The 21,593-nt window shown below is 63.2% G+C and carries 20 protein-coding genes; 12 read left to right on the plus strand and 8 right to left on the minus strand.

Features of this window, described 5'->3' with window-relative positions:
- Positions 1-67: 67 nt before the first annotated feature.
- The 5 genes from AC1DE0_RS15830 to AC1DE0_RS15850 all read right to left on the minus strand — a co-directional run bounded on the left by AC1DE0_RS15830 (position 68) and on the right by AC1DE0_RS15850 (position 2,421).
- Positions 68-526 (minus strand): lamin tail domain-containing protein, encoded by a 459-nt coding sequence (locus AC1DE0_RS15830; RefSeq protein WP_478102238.1) that lies wholly within the window; start codon positions 524-526, stop codon positions 68-70.
- Positions 527-732: 206 nt separating this feature from the next.
- A complete protein-coding gene (locus tag AC1DE0_RS15835; RefSeq protein WP_478102240.1) occupies positions 733-1,242 on the minus strand; it encodes a pilus assembly protein TadG-related protein in 510 nt (169 codons plus the stop codon).
- Positions 1,239-1,739, minus strand: coding sequence for a pilus assembly protein (locus tag AC1DE0_RS15840; RefSeq protein WP_478102242.1), 501 nt, complete (start codon positions 1,737-1,739; stop codon positions 1,239-1,241). The genes AC1DE0_RS15835 and AC1DE0_RS15840 overlap by 4 nt, the downstream gene beginning before the upstream one ends.
- On the minus strand, positions 1,736-2,212 hold the full coding sequence (locus AC1DE0_RS15845) for a TadE family protein (RefSeq protein WP_478102245.1): 477 nt from the start codon (positions 2,210-2,212) through the stop codon (positions 1,736-1,738). Before AC1DE0_RS15845 ends, AC1DE0_RS15840 begins: the two co-directional genes overlap by 4 nt.
- Entirely contained in the window at positions 2,209-2,421 is a 213-nt protein-coding gene (locus AC1DE0_RS15850; RefSeq protein ID WP_478102249.1) for a hypothetical protein, read from the minus strand. Before AC1DE0_RS15850 ends, AC1DE0_RS15845 begins: the two co-directional genes overlap by 4 nt.
- 183 nt (positions 2,422-2,604) lie before the next feature.
- On the opposite strand from AC1DE0_RS15850, the gene AC1DE0_RS15855 reads away from it, so the two are divergent.
- The 5 genes from AC1DE0_RS15855 (at position 2,605) to AC1DE0_RS15875 (ending at position 11,749) form a co-directional block, all read left to right on the plus strand.
- Positions 2,605-4,023 (plus strand): recombinase family protein, encoded by a 1,419-nt coding sequence (locus AC1DE0_RS15855; RefSeq protein WP_478102251.1) that lies wholly within the window; start codon positions 2,605-2,607, stop codon positions 4,021-4,023.
- A 462-nt stretch (positions 4,024-4,485) separates the two neighbouring features.
- On the plus strand, positions 4,486-5,943 hold the full coding sequence (locus tag AC1DE0_RS15860; RefSeq protein WP_478102253.1) for an ATP-binding protein: 1,458 nt from the start codon (positions 4,486-4,488) through the stop codon (positions 5,941-5,943).
- Positions 5,940-8,708, plus strand: a complete 2,769-nt coding sequence (locus tag AC1DE0_RS15865) for a Z1 domain-containing protein (protein WP_478102255.1) — start codon at positions 5,940-5,942, stop codon at positions 8,706-8,708. Before AC1DE0_RS15860 ends, AC1DE0_RS15865 begins: the two co-directional genes overlap by 4 nt.
- Before the next feature lies 1 nt (position 8,709).
- Positions 8,710-9,654 carry a PD-(D/E)XK motif protein gene (locus tag AC1DE0_RS15870; protein ID WP_478102257.1) on the plus strand — a complete coding sequence of 315 codons (945 nt, stop codon included), beginning with the start codon at positions 8,710-8,712 and terminating at the stop codon, positions 9,652-9,654.
- 1 nt (position 9,655) lies between these two features.
- On the plus strand, positions 9,656-11,749 hold the full coding sequence (locus AC1DE0_RS15875; RefSeq protein ID WP_478102259.1) for an AIPR family protein: 2,094 nt from the start codon (positions 9,656-9,658) through the stop codon (positions 11,747-11,749).
- Between the two features lie 398 nt (positions 11,750-12,147).
- Here AC1DE0_RS15875 and AC1DE0_RS15880 read toward each other — a convergent pair whose 3' ends face one another.
- Entirely contained in the window at positions 12,148-12,603 is a 456-nt protein-coding gene (locus AC1DE0_RS15880; protein WP_478102261.1) for a very short patch repair endonuclease, read from the minus strand.
- 172 nt (positions 12,604-12,775) lie between these two features.
- On the opposite strand from AC1DE0_RS15880, the gene AC1DE0_RS15885 reads away from it, so the two are divergent.
- From AC1DE0_RS15885 to AC1DE0_RS15915, 7 genes are all read left to right on the plus strand, one after another.
- Positions 12,776-14,263, plus strand: coding sequence for a DNA cytosine methyltransferase (locus tag AC1DE0_RS15885; protein WP_478102263.1), 1,488 nt, complete (start codon positions 12,776-12,778; stop codon positions 14,261-14,263).
- A gap of 299 nt (positions 14,264-14,562) precedes the next feature.
- Positions 14,563-15,477: a protein NO VEIN domain-containing protein gene (locus AC1DE0_RS15890; protein ID WP_478102265.1), complete on the plus strand. Its 915-nt coding sequence runs from the start codon at positions 14,563-14,565 to the stop codon at positions 15,475-15,477.
- Between the two features lie 465 nt (positions 15,478-15,942).
- The gene (locus AC1DE0_RS15895) at positions 15,943-16,422 is read left to right on the plus strand and encodes a hypothetical protein (protein WP_478102268.1); all 480 of its coding nucleotides are present in this window, start codon (positions 15,943-15,945) and stop codon (positions 16,420-16,422) included.
- A gap of 27 nt (positions 16,423-16,449) precedes the next feature.
- On the plus strand, positions 16,450-17,979 hold the full coding sequence (locus tag AC1DE0_RS15900; protein ID WP_478102270.1) for an SIR2 family protein: 1,530 nt from the start codon (positions 16,450-16,452) through the stop codon (positions 17,977-17,979).
- Between the two features lie 194 nt (positions 17,980-18,173).
- Positions 18,174-18,989: a hypothetical protein gene (locus tag AC1DE0_RS15905; RefSeq protein ID WP_478102272.1), complete on the plus strand. Its 816-nt coding sequence runs from the start codon at positions 18,174-18,176 to the stop codon at positions 18,987-18,989.
- Positions 18,990-19,018: 29 nt separating this feature from the next.
- The gene (locus AC1DE0_RS15910; protein WP_478102274.1) at positions 19,019-19,180 is read left to right on the plus strand and encodes a YDG/SRA domain-containing protein; all 162 of its coding nucleotides are present in this window, start codon (positions 19,019-19,021) and stop codon (positions 19,178-19,180) included.
- Between the two features lie 434 nt (positions 19,181-19,614).
- Entirely contained in the window at positions 19,615-19,830 is a 216-nt protein-coding gene (locus AC1DE0_RS15915) for a hypothetical protein (protein ID WP_478102276.1), read from the plus strand.
- Positions 19,831-19,895: 65 nt separating this feature from the next.
- Here AC1DE0_RS15915 and AC1DE0_RS15920 read toward each other — a convergent pair whose 3' ends face one another.
- On the minus strand, positions 19,896-20,852 hold the full coding sequence (locus AC1DE0_RS15920; protein ID WP_478102278.1) for an IS481 family transposase: 957 nt from the start codon (positions 20,850-20,852) through the stop codon (positions 19,896-19,898).
- A 155-nt stretch (positions 20,853-21,007) separates the two neighbouring features.
- Entirely contained in the window at positions 21,008-21,433 is a 426-nt protein-coding gene (locus tag AC1DE0_RS15925) for a hypothetical protein (RefSeq protein WP_478102280.1), read from the minus strand.
- Positions 21,434-21,593 lie beyond the last annotated feature (160 nt).

Genomic DNA, 21,593 nt, shown 5'->3' on the forward strand with positions numbered 1-21,593 from the left:
GTGACGGCGGTAACGGCGAAGGCCCACCCCAGGGGATGGGCCTTCGTCCGTGTTGGCGTGCCGTTCGTCAGCAGAACTTGGCGCTGCCGGAGCTCGTCCACGAACAGGTGTGGACCGTCGTGCCCGCGGCGGTCTTGAGGTAGGCCGTGTCGCCGGAGTTGTTCCAGACGTACCACGTGTAGCCGAAGTAGCGGTTGGTCGCCGTGGCGGTGCCCCGACCGGTCCGGACCGTGACGGTGGCGCCGGCCTTGAGGGTGAAGGCGGGGAACTTGTACGTGTAGCCCGTCTTGTCCCGAAGGGTCCACCCGGTGATCGACCGGTTGCTCCGCGTCGTGTTCTTGATGACGACGTACTCCGCGTTGAGGCTCGTGTTGCTGCCGGTGTCGGAGCCCGGGGAGTTGTACTGGACCTTGTAGATCATGATCGCCGGCAGGGCCTGGGCCGAGCTCGCTGCGGCGATGGGGGCGCCGACTGCCAGACCGAGGCCGGTGGCTGCCACGAGGGCCTTCTTGACGTACGCGTGCATTCGATTCCTTCATCCGTGCGGCTCGGCGGCCGCGTCACATGCCAGTGGCGCCGTCCGACGGACGGCGCCACGGTTCCCTGTCCTGACGCACCGCACCGGCCGGCCTTGGACGTGCTGGGACGGCGCGGGCGTCGAGACGGAGATTACGGCCGGACCGCGTGCCCTGTGAGCGTTTTGCGCGAACTGCCCCCTTTTGCCCGGCAGGTTCAGCCCAGCGGAGCCCGTGCACGGGAGGTGACGGTGATCGTCACACTGCCGCCGAGCGACTCGAGGACCCATCCGCTCATGGGCAGCGTGGCGGTCCCTTGGAGGGTCACCACCGCGGTGGCGCCGTCGGAGGTACCCGTGTCGGAGACGACGCTCCACGAGGTGATGCCCGGCGGCAGTGGGGTTCGAGCCAGGTGCGCGCGTGCCGCGGTGGCGACGGACTCGTCGGTGACGGCGAGCCGGTCGAGAACACCCTCCTCGTAGGCGGCACGCTCGTCGAGGGCGTCGGCGGCATCGAGCGCCGCCGCGTCGGCGGTGTCGAGCAGACGCATACGCGCCAGCTGTGCGGCAGTGACGTCGATCCCGCCGAGGACGAGCAGCGCCACGAGGACGAAGAGGCCGAGCACGAGCACGCCGATCTGCCCCTCGTCGGCGCGACGCGGGAACCGGGGGCAGCGTGGAAGCACACGGCTGACGCGGGCCAGTCGGTTGGCATACGAGCTCGTCATCGCGCCACGAACCTGTCGACGGACGCGACGTGCGTCGAGGTGACCGTCACCGACGAGGGCACGTGGTCGGCGATGAAGTCGGGCACGAGGGGCAGCTGCACCTCGATGCTGGCCACTGACGTGACGGCCCCCTCGGGACGCAGGCACGGCGTGCCGTCGCAGGTCACCGTGACGCGCGCACCCTGGTCGAACGAGAAGTCGCCGAACGCCAGGGACGCTGCTGCCCGAGCCCGGGCCAGGCCGTCGTCGTCCGACGTGGCGGTCACGAAGGCCCGTCCTGCCTCGCGGCCGGCGAGCGAGGCCGAGAAGGACGCCGCCTGGATGCGCGCGACCGTGAGGACCAGGTAGGTCAACGGAAGCAGGAGCAGGATGCCGAGGAAGATGAACTCGATGATGGCCCGGCCGTCGTCGGCGACGGGGCCGCCCAGGCGGCGCTGGACGCGGGGCCGAGCGCGGCGGCGGGCCACGCAGGCGAGAAGGTGCTCGGCTCGGATCACGGCGTCGCTCCCGCGACAACCTGCTCCTCGCTGAACGCGCGACCCGACACCGTGAGCAGACCCGCCGGACCCACCGGTCCGATGACGGGCAGTGGCGCGGTCACCTGGACCTCGACGACGCGTACGCCGGATGCGGTGACCGACCGCTCCGCGCGCACGTCCTGGGCGAACGAGGCGCCCAGAGAGGTCGTGATGAGGGCCTCGGCGCGCGCGGCCCCGTCGCCGGGCGAGGCGTCGGCTCGCGCGCCGTAACGCGCCCCTTCGGACGCCGAGGAGATGAGCGTGTTGCGCACGTAGAGCGCGAGGCCGAGCTGGAAGACCCCCATCGCGACGAAGAGCAGCAGGGCTGCGACCATGACGAACTCGGGGATGGCGGACCCCCGGTCCCTCGGTTGGCACGGCCGGGCGCGCCGCCCGGCACGCGCGAGCAGGGCCGCCGGGGTCTGGAGCGTGCCCAGGCAGGGCAGCGTCACGGGCCCTTGACGTTGGAGATGGCGTCGCTGAAGAGCTGCCCGAGCTGCGGGCCGGCGATGGCCCAGAGGGCGGTGACAAGCCCGGCGGTCATGATCGTGATCAGGACCCAGCCAGGCACGTCGCCACGGTCTCGCGGGCCGGCGATGCGGTGCGCCACCGTGGTGAGCGCCGCGCGGGCCCGGGTCTGGGCGGCGATGATGCGGTTCATGTCGTTCTCCCTGTGAGTGGTGTGGTGGGTGCGCTGGGGTTCGCCGTGGGTTATGTGTTCGAGCTCAGAGCCGGAAGTGCAGGAAGCTGAGGCCCGGGTAGAGGGCGAAGAGGACCGTCACGGGCAGGGTGAGGAAGACGATCGGCAGTATGTTCTTCTAGACCTTCTTCCTTGGAGCGTGTCATGACTCTGCCGGCGGGCATCTACGTGCGGATCTCTCGCGACTCCGACGGTCTAGGCCTCGGAGTCAAGCGCCAGCTCGCCGACTGCGAACTGCTGGTCAAGCGGTTGGGTTGGACGGTCGCTGGCGTCTACGAAGACAACGACGTAAGCGCTACCAGGGGCAAACTCCGGCCGGCCTATGAGCGGATGATGGGCGACGTTGCGACGGGCCTCATCAAGGGTGTCGCGGTCTGGGACGTGGACCGACTCACCCGTACGCCAAGAGAGCTCGAGGACGTCATTGATCACGCGGACCGGCTTGGGCTCAAGCTCGCGTCCGTGGGCGGCGACATCGATCTGGCCACCGAGCAGGGCCGCATGATGGCGAGGATGAAAGGCACGGTGGCTCGGTACGAGGTCGAGCAGCAACGTCGCCGGCTCAAGGCGAAGCACCGGGAGCTTGCTGCCAGCGGCGCCCATATCGGCAAGCGACCGTACGGATGGGACTTCCGTCCGGACCGAACGCTCGCGATCAACCCGACGGAAGCAGAGATAGTCCGCGAGTGCGTCGACCGCGTCCTCTCCGGTCATGGACTCTGGAAGATCTGCAACGACCTGAACCGCCGCGGCATCGGCACCAGCACCGGAAAGCCTTGGCAGACCGTCGTCCTGCGCCAGATGCTGCTGCGCTGGCGCAACTGTGGCGTTCGGACCCACCTGGGCAAGGAGGTCGGACCAGGACAGTGGGAGCTCATCATTGACCGGCCGACCCACGAACGCGTCGTCGCCCTCCTCACCGACCCCGGACGGCGAAGCAACAACCGCGGCACTGAACCCAAGTACCTGCTTACCTCGATCGCATACTGCGGCGTCTGCGGCGGCCCGCTGGTCGGCACCAACGAGTACACCTACGTCCTCAAGTCTGGCCGCCAGCGCGTCTACCCCCACAGCTACACCTGCGCCCACGCCGGATGTATGAAGGTGCGCCGCCGCATGGCCAACGTGGACCAACTCATCACCGGCGTGGTCCTAGGCGTTCTCGAGCGTGACGGCGTCCGACTTCTCGGTGGAGATCCCACTGCCGCGAAACGCGCACGGGAGCGAATCGCAGCCCTCGAGGCAAAGCTAGCCCTCGCCGCCGACCAGTTCGCCGACGACGTGATTACCGGCGATCAGCTCCGCCGTGTTTCGGAGCGCCTCAAACCGCAGCTCGCCGAAGAGCGTGCCCAGCTGGCGGCGGCCCAACCCAACCCAGAGCTGGCCTCCTTCACCGGTACGACGGTCGAGGATGCCTGGAACGCAGCCGACGTCGATACGCGTAAGCGCGTCATCAGGCTCCTCGGCATGCGCATCACCGTCCGCCCGGTTGGTTCGGGGAAAGGACGCAACTTCGACCCTGAATCGGTGCAGATCGAGTGGTCGACTCCAGTCCTTGCGTAGGCGGCCCACTCAGCCCCCAGTCGGCGCGCACGGGTTCCTGCCTGTCAGCGCTGTCGCCGCGCAACGTAGCGAGGCTGTCGCGGCGGTGCCATTTGTCTAGTTTGGTTATCAAGACTGACGACGTACAGATGCTTGGCCTACCTCCGATCGAGGATGTCTCGACAGCGGCTGGACTGAAAGGACGGTTGCGAGGAACTTGTCGCCGGCGGGAATCGGCACTCCGAGGAAGACGGCTGCCAACCACGGTCTCAGGCGCGTGGTAGAAACGGGACCTGACGGCACGGAGGTGGCCGCGGAGATCGGAAATGGACGTGTCATGGTTGACACAGGGGGGAAGGGTGTTCGTGATCCAGCCGCTTAGGGCGCCAAGGTGACCCATGGGCTCCGCCGGCAACAACCCCGCCGCAGCGCGGGCTTCGCTCTCGATCCGGCCCCTTCACCCTTGTTGATGGGTGCGCGACCATGAAGTCAATCGATGCGCCGCCCGACCCTGCCCTACTTGAGTCCATGAGATCGATCGGCTACACCGTGGAATCGGCTGTAGCGGACGTGATCGACAACTCGATCGCAGCGGGTGCGAGCCAAGTGGACGTCCTCGTAAGCGCCGACGGTCCCTTCCATCTCGCCGTGGTCGACAACGGCCGCGGCATGACTCGTCCCGAGGCTGTGGACGCCATGCGCTTGGCGGCTGTAAGCCCGAGCAAAGCGCGAGGGCCTGAGGATCTTGGCCGTTTCGGGCTTGGGCTCAAGACCGCTTCGCTGTCCCAGTGCCGAACGCTGACCCTAGTGACGAAAGCGAAAGGAACTGTCACTGCCCTGCGGTGGAGCCTTGATCACGTCATGACCACGGGAAACTGGGCACTGATCGAGTTGGAGAGCGCCGAGATCACGGGCCTCTTGGGTTGGCATGAACTCCACGCAGCCAGCGCAGGCACGTTGGTGCATTGGGGAGACCTGGATCAACTCGCCATGACGGAGGGAAGCGAGCAGGAGGATCTGGACCGGGTCGCGCTGAGAGTGAGGGACCACATCGCGCTGGTCTTCCACCTGTTCATCGCCGGTGACGGGGCCCGGAGGGTCGCCTTCCGTATGAACGGGGGAGCAATTGCTCCACTCGACCCGTTCATGTCGGCCTCACCAAAGATCCAGCGCACTGAATGGGAGCCGATAGACGTCGAAGGGGAGACAGTGCGACTGATGGCGTTTACGCTGCCCTACCTCAATAGGCTTTCGGCAAAGGAGCGCGACAACGTCCTGAGGCTCGGTGGCCTGCGTGAAACCCAAGGCTTCTACGTCTATCGAGGTGGTCGTCTGGTGATCTGGGGAACGTGGTTCCGAGTGATGCCCCGGAGCGAGATGGCTAAGCTCACCCGCGTTCGGGTGGATATCCCTAACTCCTTGGACCACCTCTGGGCCCTAGATGTCAAGAAGTCGACAGCGGACCCGCCCCCGAAGGTGCGGAACCGTCTACGGGAGCTCGCGAGAACCATGACGCTTCCCGGGGAGCGAGTGCAGAGATTCCGCGGCCGCAAAGTCAGCACGTCGCTGGACATCGACTACCTGTGGAATGTGATTGAGGAAAGCACGTCTTTCCGGTACGAGATCAACGCGGCGCACCCGACGATCGAGGCCTTCAAACAAGGACTGTCGGAGGCTCAGCGCAGGCAGTTCGAACTGGTGCTCTGCGACGTCCAAGCTACCTTTCCGGTCATCGATGCGCACAACCGTATGAGCGGCGACCGGGTGCCCACGCTCACACCCAGCGACGAAGACCTGCTGAAGCGCGCGGAGAGTTCTTGGGAGCTCATCCGGCAGCACGGGCTTCCTGTGGACAGCTTTATCGCCGGGCTCGCCAGCGCTGACCCCTACTGCGAGGTCCCGAACTTTGCTCAGATCATGAAGGAGCGCCTTACCCCATGACCGGAACCGACCACAAGCATGAGTCAGGCCTACTGAGCCCCAACCTGGAGGGCGCTGTCACGATCTTGGTCGACACAATTGTCGTTCGGCATGGCAGCCCAGCTCCCCTTACCGCGGCTGAGGAAACCATCGAGGCAATGCGACCTGCTATCGAGAACATGTTTCCGGAGTCAGCCGATCCGGCGGTCTTCAAACTCCTGAAGCGCAAGGCGATCCAGCGCATTGCCGTGAACATCGAGCCACCGGTGGTGATCAAAACCCACTATCGTCCCTGGTTCGTAGACGCGGTGACTACGGGCGAGATCCAGCTCGCCCGTTGGTACTCCTACAAGCAGCACTTGATGATTGACAAGGGACTTCCCCCTCAGGTTCTCGACTCAATCGATCAGTCCAGCTCTGAGGTGGTCGACCTCCTAGGCGACCCCCGGCAACAAGGGAGTTGGAAGCGCCGGGGGCTGGTTATCGGCGAAGTTCAATCCGGGAAGACGGCCACGTATATCGCCATCGTAAACAAAGCCGCAGACGCAGGCTACAAACTGGTGGTCCTTCTGACGGGCGGAACTGAGTCACTGCGGAAGCAGACTCAGTTCAGGGTCGATGAAGGCTTCCTCGGCAATGACTCCTCAGTAGTCGGTCACGACAAAGTGCTGGGCGTGGGCCGCCACGCCAAGGAAAAATTCCTTCGGGGTCAGGGCATGACGACATACGCGAAAGACTTCGTCGAGACGTCCCTCGGAGGTCAGAACGTCCAGATCGATCCGAACGCGGATCACCCGTATGTGTTCGTGATCAAGAAGAACAAGACTCCATTGACAAACTTGATAAAGTGGCTGTCAGGACAGTTCCACGGGGCCCAGTTCGACATCCCTATGCTTGTCGTGGACGACGAATCTGACTATGCGTCGGTGAACACGAATTACGGCACGAGCGGAGAACAAAAGCCCACACTGATCAATCAGAAGATTCGTGAACTTCTAGCGCTCACCACCCGGTCTTCCTACATGGCGTTCACCGCCACGCCTTTCGCCAACGTCTTCATCGACCACGAGTCCTTCGATGAGGCCCTCAGGGACGATCTCTTCCCCCACCACTACATTTTCTCCCTCTCCGCACCGTCCAACTATGCGGGCGCCGAAAGGTACTTCGGAACAACGGAGATGGCACTCTCGGCGGCACTGGTGGACATCACCGATGCTCACGATGTGTTCCCGCCCAAACACAAGTCCACCTTGTCAGTGCCGAACCTCCCCGAGAGCTTGGAGGAGGCTGTACGGGGCTTCGTCGTCGCTAGCGCCATCCGCTTGGCGCGAGGAGACAAGGGAAGTCGCTCGATGCTTGTGAACGTGTCGAGGTTCAAGCATGTGCAGAGTCAGGTCCACGAGCTTGTGGCCGCCTACTTTGCGGCAATCAAGAACGCCATCGAGCTTCATGCGCAACCACCAGTTCGGGGCGCTGACAGTCACCCGCAGATCAGGGCGCTCGGCCAGACGTTTAATGTCCACTTCAGCGACGCGGGTGTCAGTTGGGAGCAGGCGCGGGACAAGCTCCTTGCAGTGGTCATCGATACCACGGTTGTGCTTGTCAATTCGTCCAGGGACAAGGCCAGCGACGACAAGCTACACAACATGATCGCGGTCGGCGGAGACGTGCTGTCTCGAGGGCTTACCCTGGAAGGCCTGACTGTCAGCTACTTCTTCCGGGTCGTCGGTTCGGCCGACACACTCCTCCAGATGGCCCGCTGGTTCGGTTACAGGCCCGGATACGAGGACCTGGTGCGCATCTGGATCACACCCGACGTGTCAGATCAGTTCCGCTTCGTCGGTGATATATGCCGAGAGTTGACGGATCAGGTCGCAACGATGCGCGACCTTGGGCGGACTCCTGCAGACTTCGGGCTCTTGGTCCGCAAGCACCCTGAGAGCCTAGCCATCACCGCCAAGAAGGGGGTGGCCGAGACGAAGTCATTGGTCATTTCGCTGTCCGGCCGACGTATCGAGACGACCAAGATTCCAGCCGCCGAAGATGTTCTCGAGGGGAATTGGGCAGCAGTTCTGAAATTCCTGAAGGAGATCGACTCGGCAAACCCCGGTGTCTGGGACCAGCCGGACCAGCAGTTCAAAGGCAAGACAGGCATCTCCAAGGAGCAGATTGCGCAACTGCTGGCTGAGTTCCGATACGACCGAGGCAACCTGATCATGGCGAATTCACTGGACAAGATCATTAAGAACCAGTCGGGACCGGCTTTCCAGAACTGGACGGTCGGCGTGGTCCACGGGAGTGGCCAGGACCTTCAGATGCTCCCCGGTTTGGCGGTGCGACAGCCGAGGCGCGCCGTTCGTCACTCGAACGACGGCGTCTCCAGTTCCTTCCGAGTCTCCGGGAGTTCTGCGCGCTTGGCCGGTAGCACCGACCTGGCTCGTACGTACAGTCATGATGGGAAATCCCTTACAGAGCCCGACGTGTATGGCGCCTTGCCCAACCCGACGCTTCTCATCTACCCTCTCGAGCCCAGTTTCGACGGCGTGCAAACGAAGGCGACACTCGGCAAGGCTGGCGCCGAGGAGGAACTGCAGCGCGCTCAGACGGTGTGGGCGTCGCTACAAGCGCGTGACGTCGCTGGACTCATGGCGCTGAAGCTTGCGATTCCTGGCAAGCCGGGTGCGAAGGCGGGCGATGTTCAGTATTGGCTGAACGGGCCCGCCATTGAGGAATTTGCAGAGGATTTCAGGGTCAGTACTTTCGACGCCGACGACTTGGACGAGTGAAATGACTCTGATCGACGTGTGGCGAGAGTATTTGACGTCATCCGAGCATGGTTTGCACCTCGCCGACGCCGGGCACCCACTGGAGATTTTCGTGGGCACGACTGAAGCCGGGGTGGCCCGCATGGTCATACGTTCCGAGGCGAAGCCGCCCAGGCCGCAACTTTCGGATGTGGTCCTCGTCGAGCGGCGCCAGGATCAAGGCAATAAGTGGAACCTTGTGTTTACACTGCAGGACCGAAAGTTCGACGAAGTACTCCTCCGCCTCGCAGACGACGTGCACGCTCGCTCGGCGGGCGCATTAAGCGAGGCGGCAGCGTTGGACCGTGTTGGAGTCGTCATCGGTGAGTGGCGTCGACTCTTGACGGCCCGCCCTACCAAACGACTGTCCATGGAGGAGCTGCGCGGCCTGATAGGGGAACTGTGGCTCCTGCTGAATCGCTTCACCGCGGACCACGGCCTTGCTGGTGCCGTCGAAGGGTGGCTAGGCCCGATGGGTCTCCCGCAGGACTTCTTCTTCGCCCCCGACACGTATCACGAAGTGAAGGCCATTGGTCCTGGCACCGTGCGACTAAAGGTCTCATCGGAGCATCAGCTTGACCTCGAGGCCATGCAACTACTCGTGCTGCGAATTTCGAACTCCGATGAAGGCGCCGTCGGGGCTCTGAACCTCGTACAGCTCGTGGATCGCGCTCGGAGTGGTCTGGCTTCCTCTGGCGACAGCACGGAGGGCTTCGAACAGCGTTTGTCTCGGCTCGGCGTGGACTTAACGGACACGTTTTACGAAGACACGCACTTCGTGGTTTCCCGAGTATCGTCCTACGCGGTCGCGCCGGACTTTCCGGCCCTCCGGGCGTCGCAGATCCCTCAGGGTTTGAGCCGTGTCAGATACCAGATCGAGCTCTCTGCAATCGAACAGTTCCGCACCCACGACGAGACGGTGAATTGACATGGACGTCGAGGAGTTCCGAGCCGACCTACTCAATCGTGCTGCCACACGCGCCTCTGTCGATGGGATCTTCACCTCAGACGCCTTCCTAGAGGAGGTCTGCGACCTGCTGGTCAGTGCAAACGAGGTCGGCTATGTCGATCGCCTATCGTTCACCGGTTGGGGTCGTCGTCGTCAATCCTTGGCAGTTCATGGGTATGCACATGACGAACAGGATCGGTCGATCTCCTTGTTCGTTCAGCACTTCACCGGAGGTGCCGCTGTACCCACCCTCACATACACCGATGCGGTGGCGTCCTTGCGCGCATTGGAGCAGTTCCTCAAAGAGGCGCTGTCCGGAGACTTCATCGTCGACCGCGAGCCGTCCTCGGCGGAGTACCAGCTGGCCCAGACTCTGCGCGAGCTGCGCGATCTCGGTGCAAAGCACGTCGAGCACAAGGTAAGCCGCTTTCGGCTCTACCTCCTCACGGATTCGGTTCTCAGTTCGCGCGCCAAGGCTGTCGAGTCGAGTTCCGCGGACGATACCCCTACCGAATCCCACATCTGGGACATGGGTCGGTTCCTTCAGATCCACGAATCCGCGCAAGGACGCGAGGCACTGGAGCTGCCACTCAAGGAGTGGGGTGTGACAGGCATCCCGGCTTTACGTGTTAAGGACAGTTCGCGCGACATCACGACCTACCTCGCCGCCGTGCCCGGTGGCCTCCTGGCCTCGTTGTATGCGAAGCACGGGAGTAGATTGCTCGAGGGAAACGTACGGTCGTTCCTTACGATCCGCGGCAAGATCAACCGCGGCATAAGGGAGACGGTTCTACAGGAGCCCGGTCACTTCCTTGCCTACAACAATGGGATCAGCGCCACTGCCTCAGGCGTCCAATACTGCGATGGTTTGATCACGGACATCACTGACCTCCAGATCGTTAACGGCGGACAGACGACGGCCTCACTCTTCTACGCGACCCAAGCCAACCGGGACGCCTCATTGACGGATGTCTTCGTGCAGATGAAGCTCGTCGTGGTGTCACCGGGAGAGGCCGTGAACATGGTCCCGCTCATCAGCCGGTACGCCAATAGCCAGAATGCTGTTCGCGAGGATGATTTCTTCTCGAATAGCCCCTTCCACGTCAAGATGGAGGGGCTCTCCAAGAAGGTCCTCGCTCCGGCGCGAACCGGTGTGAACTTCCAGACGAAGTGGTACTACGAGCGGACCCGGGGTCAGTACCTGAACGAGCGAAACCGTCGATCGCTGAGCGAGCAAAGGAAGTTCGAGGCAGAATTTCCCCGCAACCAGGTGATCACCAAGACCGACGCCGCCAAGTACGTCGTTTCTTGGGAGCAGCAGCCGCACCTCGTGAGTGCGGGCGCCCAGAAGAACTTCAAGGCGTTCGCGGGCGTCGTGGCCGATAAGTTCCAGAAGGACCCCGAGCAGTTCTCCGAGGGGTACTTCAAACGGCTCGTGGCCAAGGCGATCTTGTTCAACGCGGTCAGGTCGGCGATCGCGAAGGCGGACTGGTACGAGTCGGGTTACTTGGCGAACCTGACGGCATATACGGTCGCGAAACTGGCTCGTGAGATCGGACGTGAACCGCGCGCTTCATCCTTCGATCTCCTTATGATCTGGGAACGCCAGCAGGTGGGAACGGCCATGCTGGCCGAAGCGGTCTCCATCGCGCAAGTGGCCTTGGACATCCTCACGGGTGATGACAGGTTCGTTGCGAACGTGACCGAGTGGGCGAAGCGTGAGGCCGCGTGGAAGCGAATGGCAGATACGCCTTACCGGCTGAGCGAGGCGTTCTTGGGGGAATGCATTCCCATGAAACTCAATAAGCTTGGCGAGCGTGAAGTGACCATAAATTCTCGCTTCAACCCCGTTGTGGAGGCTTGGCTCCACGTAGAGGAGATCGAGGAGTCCACATGGCGGGACCTATACGCTTTCATGCGTGAATCGGCGTCCGGCAACCTGAATACTTTGGAGAGCCGCCTTCTGACAGAGATGACGAGGGGACGTCGCGCAGTCATGGACGCAACCGGCTCACGAGTCCTTCTCGGCGCCTATGTCAAAGGGCTAAACGCCGGCTGGCAGGAGCCGGCCTGACCCGACGGCGCGTGGAATCGAGGACGCGGGGTCACCCTAGATGACCCCGTGAGCGACATTCCGGGGCCCAACCAAGTGGTAGTCGAAGATTCCCCCCGCCGTTCGAGTCGTCGAGTCGTTTAGTGGCTCGCCGGCGCCAGTCGTATCGGTCGATCTAGTGAAACCTGCCTGCTGCATTACATCTCACAATCGGTCAAGACGACAGGTCTGCCCCGGAGCCCCGTCGAAGTGACTGCGCGAGTTCGGTTTAGGCGATCGTAGCGGCGTCGCACCAGACATCACTCTGGCGTCGGCGTCAGACGCCCAAGTAGACAGCACGAACCTGATGATCGAGGCGCATCCGGCGCATCTCCTACCCGGTTGGCTCTTCGTTACTGCCACCTGGCCCCGCTCGGGACTTACATTTCAGGTGGAGCGGACCCGAACTTGATCTTGCGCGCTGTTCGCACTACTTCACACACTAAGTCGGCGGCGTCATTAATTGGCATGTGTTCCCAGATGCGGAGCACTTCCCACCCCTGCTCCGTCAGAAGGGCGTTCGTTTCGGCGTCTCTCGCGCGATTCTGCTGCACCTTGTCGGCCCAGAAACCCACATTGGTTTTGGAGTAATTGTGGTGCAGTGGGCAGCCATGCCAGAAACATCCGTCTACAAAAACCGCCACTTTCAGACTTGGAAACACTAAATCGGCGGTGCGCCGCAGGCGCGGCAGAGGTCGACGGTTCACAAAGTAGCGCAGGCCTCGCCCGTGTACAGCACGTCGCAAGGCGAGCTCGGGCCCAGTGTCTCGACCACGGTTGGCCTGCATCGTCGCGCGTGCCGCTGGCGAGGAGGCCCACGACTCGCGTGATTTCATTGCCCGAGCCTAACGAAGCCCGGTGGCGCGAGTGCAACCGCGGCCGTGACGCGCAGGCGTACGAGGCGGCCACTGGGCGCCGAGGGTCGGTGGCAGGAGTGTGGGCGTCCACGGGTACCCTGGGGGCTGGCACTGCCGCCCGCTAGGCGGAATCACTGATAGAGAGGTGCACATGGGTGCGATCCCGGTTGTAGACGTCTTCGCGGGCCCCGGGGGTCTGAACGAAGGCTTCTCTGGAGTCACGGATCAGAGCGGGCGTGTCTTCAACACCGTCGCGTCCATCGAAATGGACAAGGAGGCGGTCGAGACACTTCGCCTCCGGGCGGCTCTGAGGAAGTCGATCGACCTAGATGGCAGAGTCCCCGAGATCTATCAGGACTTCGTCTCGGGTCACGAGACTCAAACTCGACTCACCTCTCACCCCTCGTTCAAGCCTGCCTGGGATCACGCTCTCGCTGAAGTGCACAAGCACGAGCTTAAAGAGAATACGCGTGAGGTCTCCGACCAACTGGTTAAGTCAGCCCTGAAGGACACGCTGGATAAGGATGAGCCTTGGGTGCTAATAGGTGGACCTCCCTGCCAAGCCTATTCACTAGTCGGACGGTCGCGGCGCAAGCATGACTCATCGTTCAAGGATGATCACAAGCACACTCTATACCGCGAATACCTGCACCTCATCGAGACGTTTCGACCCCACGTGTTCGTGATGGAGAACGTCAAAGGGCTCCTGTCCTCTCGGCATGGCGGCGGATCCATATTCAAGGCCATCGAGTCCGATTTGACGCACCCCGCCCCCGGCCTGACCTACGTCCTAAGGTCCTGTGTCGTTCAGGGAGATCCAGACACTCTCTCCCCCTCCGACTTTATCGTGAGGGCGGAAAAATTTGGCGTTCCACAGGCCCGACACCGCGTTATCCTTTTGGGCTTCCGAAGCGACATCGACACATCCATGTTCTCGCCTTTGTCGGAAATGCCGCCCGTATCGCTTGAGTCAGTCATCGGAGACATGCCTAGAATCCGATCTGGAGTAAGCCCTCGGAGTCGGGACAGCGATTCGGACTGGATCGAAGCGCTTAGGCTGGCTGGGAGGGAGGCGGAGGTGGACCTTCCCCGCAAGATCTCGGTGCCCGAGCTGTCACATGGACACATTAGCGCGTACACATCCCGCCTCGACGGTGAACTGGGTGATTGGCTCTCAGCGCATCCTATTAAGGGCATCTCGCAGCACGAATCCCGTCACCATATGCAACTCGATCTCGCGCGGTATGCATTCCTAGCCTTCAAGCTCCAGCAGGGAAAGAAGCTCCGTGTTGGTGAGTTCCCTACCAAGCTTGTCCCAAAGCACAGCAATCTCGACGCGGAGCGCGTGCCGTTCACGGATCGATTCAGGGTGCAGGCGCCAAAGGGCCCTAGTGCTACCGTGACTTCGCATATCTCCAAGGATGGCCACTACTTCATTCACTACGATCCACTGCAGATGCGCAGTTTGACCGTACGTGAGGCCGCCCGCTTGCAAACCTTCCCCGATAACTACTACTTCATCGGCGGGCGTACAAAGCAGTACCACCAAGTCGGTAACGCGGTACCTCCGTTTCTCGCCCGACAGATCGCAGAGATCGTCGCCAGGACTCTGGGAAGGTCCTCGCAGACCGCCAAGTGAGGCAATGCCCTGATGGCCGGTCTACATCGCCCGCCGTGCTCGCGAGACCCAACGGTGTTTAGCGAATCCCGGGCGCGCGTCCCCGCTCGCTCGGGCGTATGGCGCCGCCGCAGACGGTGTCATGGCCTCCGAGCGTTCGAGTTGCCCGACGCTGGTTCTGACCGCGGGAACGGTTGAGGGCATGTTGTGGCGGACTCAGACATAGAGATGTCGCGGTCGCGCCAGGAACTGGCGGCGTGGTTGTGCGCCGGGGGACGTGGTCGAGTGGACGATCCCTTCGGTTGCGGCAAGATCGAGGTATGGCATTCGAGGATCAGACTGACGTTGTGCCCCCCGGCCGGAAGAAGGGAGCCGGTCAACCCCGTAGTCAAGCGATGGTGTTGGCTGGCTACTTCCTCAGCCGCCTCACGGAGGCCGACGGAACCCCTCCAGCAATCCTTGGGGTGCAACGTTGGCACGAGGCGTACGAGCTGTTCCGGCTTTCCTGTGGGGAAGGAAGGGAGGCCACGCCGTTTGGGAGGTCGCTGAAGAACACTCGTGATGCTTTCGACAGTCACCTCGGCGGGATCAGGGTTGGATGGAGGCACCCTAATGGTGGACCCAACCAGCTGTCGGCTGTTGAGGACCACGTGCTATCTACTTGGGCTGTCCGCTCCGATGAAGATCTCGTGGAGGCGGTGGAGGAACTCCTGACAACACCTGTCGAGGCCGCCCCAGGTGATGCAGAGCAACTCAGCCCACTCCGCACGACGCACTTGGCTGAAGGCATCGTGCTGGTCGCCACTGACCCACATGGAAGTTCGGGCGACGTCCAACTGAAGTCGCCACGTCGTGCGGGTAGAGAGAAGCAAATCGGCGACCGAGCCGAAGCGCTCGTGAGGGACTACCTCCTTGAGACGCTGGGGTCGCCCGCTGACGCGACAGTCATTCATCACGCAGCGTTGGGCGAGACACCCGGCTACGACCTCTCATACGTCCGAGGCGGGATTATGCACTGCGTGGAGGTTAAGGGAACCGTCGGGCCAACCATGGCGTCCTTCGTGCTCACCAAGAATGAGTGGAACGCTGCTGAGAAGCACATGTCCCGCTACCTTCTCTACTTAGTCAGCGATGTCGAGGGCGACCGGCCTCGCCTCCAAATACTCGAAGGCCCAGCATGTGCAGGCGCCGACCTCGTGAGAGAACCGGTCGCTTGGCAAGTGCGGTTGCCTTAGTTGACAGCTTTCACGCCTAGAGCGACCTGGGGGCCCGCGTGCAGCATTCCGGGCCCGCCCAGTCTGCTCATCGAGCACCGCCAGATACAAGCCCCATTTGAGCGCTCGGTCGCAAAGTCGTCGGCGAGCGGGGACCACGGGGGGCGTGCTCATGCGAAGTAATCGCCTCGTTTGGCAGTACCCTGCCGGGGACATGGTGCGGCAGGTCGCGTGGCACATATCGGAGAGAGTCCGCAACGTCAAAAGGAGAAACTGCATGACCAAGAGCGCAGACGAGTTCTTCGAGTCACTCCAAGCTATCGCGCATGGCCAGGCAGCGATCCCGTTCGATCCTGAGACGGAACAAGCGCGGGACGAGGCCATCGCAGCCGCTCGCCCACGCACTCATGCATACATGCGCTCGCTCCTTGAGATCCATGATGCACACGAGGCGGAACTGTGTTCACGGAGTTGTTTGCTGCAGGGATGGCCGACACGATGACGCCTGCCGCGGTCCGCCAAGAGCTTTCACAGCGATGGGGCGTCTCAGATCTCCGGATGCTCGACTATCTCAGCGCCCTACCGCCCACCCCGTTCGCCGAACATGTCGACTTCCGCGAAGTGATCACCGAACGTCTCGACGCCGGCCCCGTGCAGAACATGTTGGTGAACCTGTGGGGCGAGGCAAATGGAGCATCAACGGCTTCGAATCACGCCAGCGCTCCCGAGTCGGTGTCACGGCCCCACCACCTTGTTGACCTCGCGGAGCAAATGCGGCTGTGCTTGGCGGTGGAGAGCAAGGCCAGGGCCATGCGTCGGCGCGCTCCATCCGGACACGAGTTCTTACCCGCCGTCGACTGCGCGATCGAGACTCTCGTGGGGCATCGGCAGCACCTTGCGAAGGTCATGACGGGCCTCAGCGCCTACGAGGTGAAATTCATCGAGGAAGAGCTGGTTCCTGCCTGAGACGCCTCCGGTGGGTACCTTGAACCGATGAGGGCCGCACTGTCCAATCACGGGGTAGGCCACGGTCACGTGTTCCTTGCGCAATCGCGTCTCGAGCACGTCGTCCACGACGCCGCCATAGTCCCGACCGACCGTCGTTTCAGGGTTCGTGAATACTGGGGTCCGGTGATCGGGGACGCACCTGAGAAGGCGAAGCCGCGTGAATGGCCAACTGAGTTCGCGCGCAGCTCAGCGGATGCGCCAGTCTGGTTCATGGATGTTGGAGACATCACCATGGGCGGCGGTGCCAGCACGTTGGCAGACAGGGCAGTCCGCGCCGTCGCGGCGATCAGCTCGAGTGGTTTACGAGTCGGTCAAGGACGGACCAAGCTACGGATCGCCATGCCAGTCCTCGGCGTCGCCGGTGGTGGTCTCGGTGATCAGCGTGGCGAAGTCATTAGAGCCCTCATCGACGCATTAGTCGATGCTGCGAAAGAACTCGAGATCGACGTCATGTTGGTGACTCCGAGCGCCTCTGTGTTCAGCGCCGCTCAGCACGTACGACGGGCGAAGCCGGCATGGCACTTGTCCCAGCAGGACCTCGCGCGTGCCCGTGATCTTGCCGAACTCATACAGAAGGGGCACCTGGCCCTGTTCTTGGGTGCCGGAGTCAGTGTCCCGGCGGGACTACCGACGTGGGGCCACCTCGTCGAGGAGCTCGCCGCCAGTGCCGGCCTCACAGCGCAGGACCTCAAAGACCTCCAAGACCTCCATGTATTAGACCAAGCAGAACTCCTGTCATCCCAAATGCGCGACTTAGGCAAGGCAGTCGCAGCGATCACGGCGCGAGCAACTCGGCCGTCGCTCGCTCATGCCCTCCTGGCTGGCTTCGGGTGTCAGGAAGTGGTCACCACGAACTACGATGCTCTTTACGAGACGGCCGTCAGGGCAAGCGGCCGACCTATGGCCAGCGTCCTTCCATGGCAACCCGCCGTTCCAGAGCATCCGTGGATCCTCAAGCTGCACGGAGACATCAACCGACCAGAAAGTATCGTCCTAACCCGTCGGCACTTTGTCGGCTACGACGCCAACACTCGGCCCGCTGGCGCGATGCTGCAGGCATTGCTGCAGACTCGGCATTTGCTGTTCGTCGGCGCGTCCCTGAACGATGACAATGTCTCACGGCTTGTCTATGAGGTAGACGGGTTTCGTCGCAAGCGTGGACTCACAGAAACCTTCGGTACATACCTCGACATCGACGGGATACCCGCAAGACAGGCCCTCTGGAGCAGACAGTTGGAATGGATAGAGGTGCCTGGAGAGTCCTTCGAGGGTCGCGCTCGGACAATGGAGGTGTTTTTGGACGCCGTGGCCGCCTACGCAGCAACCGACGCGCCGTGGCTCCTTGACAAGCGGTTCTCCGGTCTTCTTTCCGACGAGGAACGCACCTTGGTCGGCGAGGCCCGCGCACTGCACGTCCGCGCACGCAAACTAGGCAAGGCCTTCACCCCATTGACGGAAACCCTGAAGGATCTGGGAGCCGCAGAGGACCCGGGGGCTGAGACGATCCGACACTGACACGAGCCCGAGCGGGCAGGCCGTTGGAGACATACCGCTCGGGCGCCAAAGCCCCTTGCGTTGGGGCGTCCCCGCCAGGAAATTCGCGTCGCCAGACCGAAGTTAGCGGCCTGGAGGAATGGACGCCATAGTCGCGCGCCGCCCCGGCCACTCCGCCGCGCTGGTGTTCGGGCCCTGGCGATAGGGTCCACAGCGTGAACCACCCTGCACTTCTTGACTTGCCCTACGACGAGCGACGGATCGTCATCGTCTCGGACGAGGTGCCCGCCGCTCTGGCGAGGTCGGCCAAGGGAAAGCCCGACTTCCTCCACGTCGTGGGCCGCGTGGCACTCACCGGTGTCATGGGCGCGCCAGGGCTAGCGGCCGCAGTTCTAATCGACCAGTTGAACCGGTTCAAAGAGGACGGAGAGACGTTCTATCCGATCAGCTGGGAAACCGCACGGAGTCTCCGCTTCCCGCCCGGACACGCGCGCAAGAAGGTGGTGTACATCGGCCACCCAGTCGACGCCGGCTCATACATTCCCGCAGCCGACTTCCACCGCTTCTTGTTCGAACACAAGGTCGCCGAGGCACTGCGCCTGATCCGCTCACTCGCGGCCACCTCGATCAAGGTCATGCACATCGAGGGCTGGGACCGGAAGGCTGCCGCTAAGCTCGGCCTCGGACTTCCGCAAGCAGCGGCTGGGGTCGACATCAAAGCAAATGCGAACGCGGAACGAACCGAGGCGAGCAACCGTCAGGTGCTCACTGAGATGAAGCTAACCGCTGCGGGTGAACCGTACATCCCGTCCGACCTCGTTTGGATGGGACATGAGCCCCTCTGGGCTGAAGTTGCTGCAGCGCGGATGGAATCTGGCCTGAAGGAGTTCGTTATCGATGTCCGGTCAAGCGATGACTTCGGCGTAAACGCTGGCCTGAAACTCGTCATCGAGAAAGCAGGCTTGGAGGCGGGCGGCGACTTCGTTGAGCACCAAACCACGACTTGGCGGCTCGAAGGGACCTTCGCGTAGCAGCAGGTCACATGCGGCAGGATGGCCGGGTGGCTATCAAGACCTTCGGTCATCCTCAGCGCGCCCGGGTAGGCGCAACCTTCTCAAGCCGCGCGGCCCTACGCGATGCCGGCGTCCACGCCCCGCTCATGCAGGGCATCCACGGTCCGAAGGTGGATGGTGCCGACTCGATCGTCATCTCCGGCGGCTAGTCCGGCGGGGATCGGGACTCGCACCCCGACCGCGATTTGGGCGGCTACGCAACCGCCATTGTTCCGCAAGAGGCATACTCTCGGCCACGTCGAAACACGACGCGCACTTCCCGAGACAGGAGCAACCGGGGATGACGAGGCAGCTGGAGCACCGAGGGCGTGGAGCTTGCGGCATCCGGCAGCGCGTGACAGACCACGCCCCGCTCGCGAATCTCCCCTCACTGGCACGGAGGTGAGAAAGCGTGGGCGCTGGCCGGCGGGGGGCTCATGCGGGCGCTCGCTGGCGAAGGGGTGCAGGAGCGCCCTTCAGAGGCTGAACTAACGGGCGCCTACCCGTTACCCGCGCAATCTCGAGCCAGTCATGCTCGCGTGGGCGAGAATCATCGCGGACTTCCAGCGCAAGGGCTGGTGGCCACCAGGTAAGGGGATCAGGCATGGCTGCTGACAGGGTTGAGATCAACGAGGAAGGTCTGGGTGAGCTCCAGGCTGACCTGGCCGAAAAGTTGAAAGCCGCAGTGGCGAAGGGCGAGGCTGCTGCCCACGGGGATGGCCCGGATGAGGTGGCGGCGTCGGTCGCCAGCGAGTTGCGCACGCTGGGTGTCGAGGTGAACGAAGACGCTCTTCGGGCTGAATACCGCGCTCGGGTTTGACGGCCCTGGCCGGCGCGACGCTTCGATCGCGCCGGCCGGACTCGCCTCCTAGGTGTACCCGGCCATCAGGTTGGTAGCAGTCGGCTGATGGGCGGGTGACCTCTCAGGGCGCTGTGGTGGCGTTCAGTGTTGTAGTGCTCGAGCCATGGTGCAAGGGCAGCGACGCGTTCGTCGTTGCTGGTGTAGGCCTTGCGGTAGGCCCATTCGGTGGCCAGGGTGCGGTTAAGTCTTTCGACCTTGCCGTTCTGCCAGGGGCAGTGCGGCTTGATGAACTTCTGCACGATGCCGCGCTCGGCACAAACGGCTCGCAACGAGTGGCGGTAGGCCCAGGCGTTGTCGGTCATCAGCCTCTCGATCCGGGTGATGCCGCGGTCAGCGAAGTAGGCGATGGCGCGCTCGAGGAAGGCCGCGCAGGTGACGCCCTTCTCGTCGGGCAGGACCTCGCTGTAGGCCAGCCGGGAATGGTCGTCCACGAGCGAGTGCACGTAGTCGTAGCCGGGGCCGTTGACGCGGTTACGCGCAATGGTGCGACCGTGCACGCGCCAGCCTCCGCCATCGGGAATACGGCCGATCTTCTTGACGTCCATGTGCACCAGCTCGCCTGGCCGCTCGCGCTCGTAGCGGATCGCGGTCTGTTTCGAGGACCGGATCACCTCACCGGTGATCGGGTCGCACTCACGCAGGTAGGGCACGTGGTGGCGGCGCAGGATCCGTGACACCGTCCGGGCGGGCACCCCGACCTTCGGGCCGAGGACGTCGGGGCCGTCACGATGCGTGGCGCGGGCCGCCAGCACCCGCTGCTCGACCTCCTCGCTGGTCCTCGTGGGCATCGTGTGCGGCCGCGAGGACCGCGTGAGCAGGCCGGTTTCGCCCTCGGTGGCGTGGCGGTCGATCCAGGTCTTGACACACTTGCGGGATACGCCCATCGCGGCCGCGATGTGTGCTTGGGGCCAGCCGGCCCGGTGACGTTCAACGATCAGGCGCCGACCATGGACGGTCAGCCGGGCACTACCGTGGGACACGAGAACCTCCGGGTTGGAGTGGGCCTTAGACAAGCCACATCCCATTCGGAGGTTCTCGTTCGTTCAACCAGGCTCGCCGCTACCAACGTCGTGGCCGGGTACACCTAGGGCGTGTGTGCAGGAGGCCGCAACCCAGTGCATGCAACGCGCACATCTCAAACACCGAGCGCCTCACGGTCCTCGGCCGACAACACCACCGTCCGCGGTGCCCACACCTTCGACCGCTTCGGGCCCTGGTCCAGCCCGAGCAGCCGGCACCGAGCCATGATGACCGCGCGGACCTCGCGAGCCGCCTCCACGTCGCCTGCCATGGCCTTGTCCCACAGCGCAGCCTGCAGGGAGTCCAGCCTGGCCAGCTCGAGTTGATGGTGATCCTCCACCGCGTCCTTGCGGTCGCGGGCCAGGGCGTCGTGGACGATGTGGTGCACCGTGCCGCGGTTGGCATAGCCCAACTCGTCGGCGATCTGCTGATAGGTGCGCCCCTCGGTCGCCAGCTGGACAGCGCGGGCCTGCCGAGCGGCGGCGAGGGCGCGGTTGCGGTGCCGGCCGGTGACCAATGGGATCGCCGCGGGGACACTCATGGAAATCATTCTCACCTCGCGTTGTCTGGCAACGGAGCAGACACGCTTCGCATCCAGCCAGGTCGTAGATTCCCCGTTTGCAGTCCCTGGTCCAAAGGACCGCGAGTAGCGGCGCAGATCCTCCTTTTCCGCCACAGACCGACCAGCAGCGCTGCTACGT

The organism is Terrabacter sp. 05T424 (assembly GCF_056396225.1).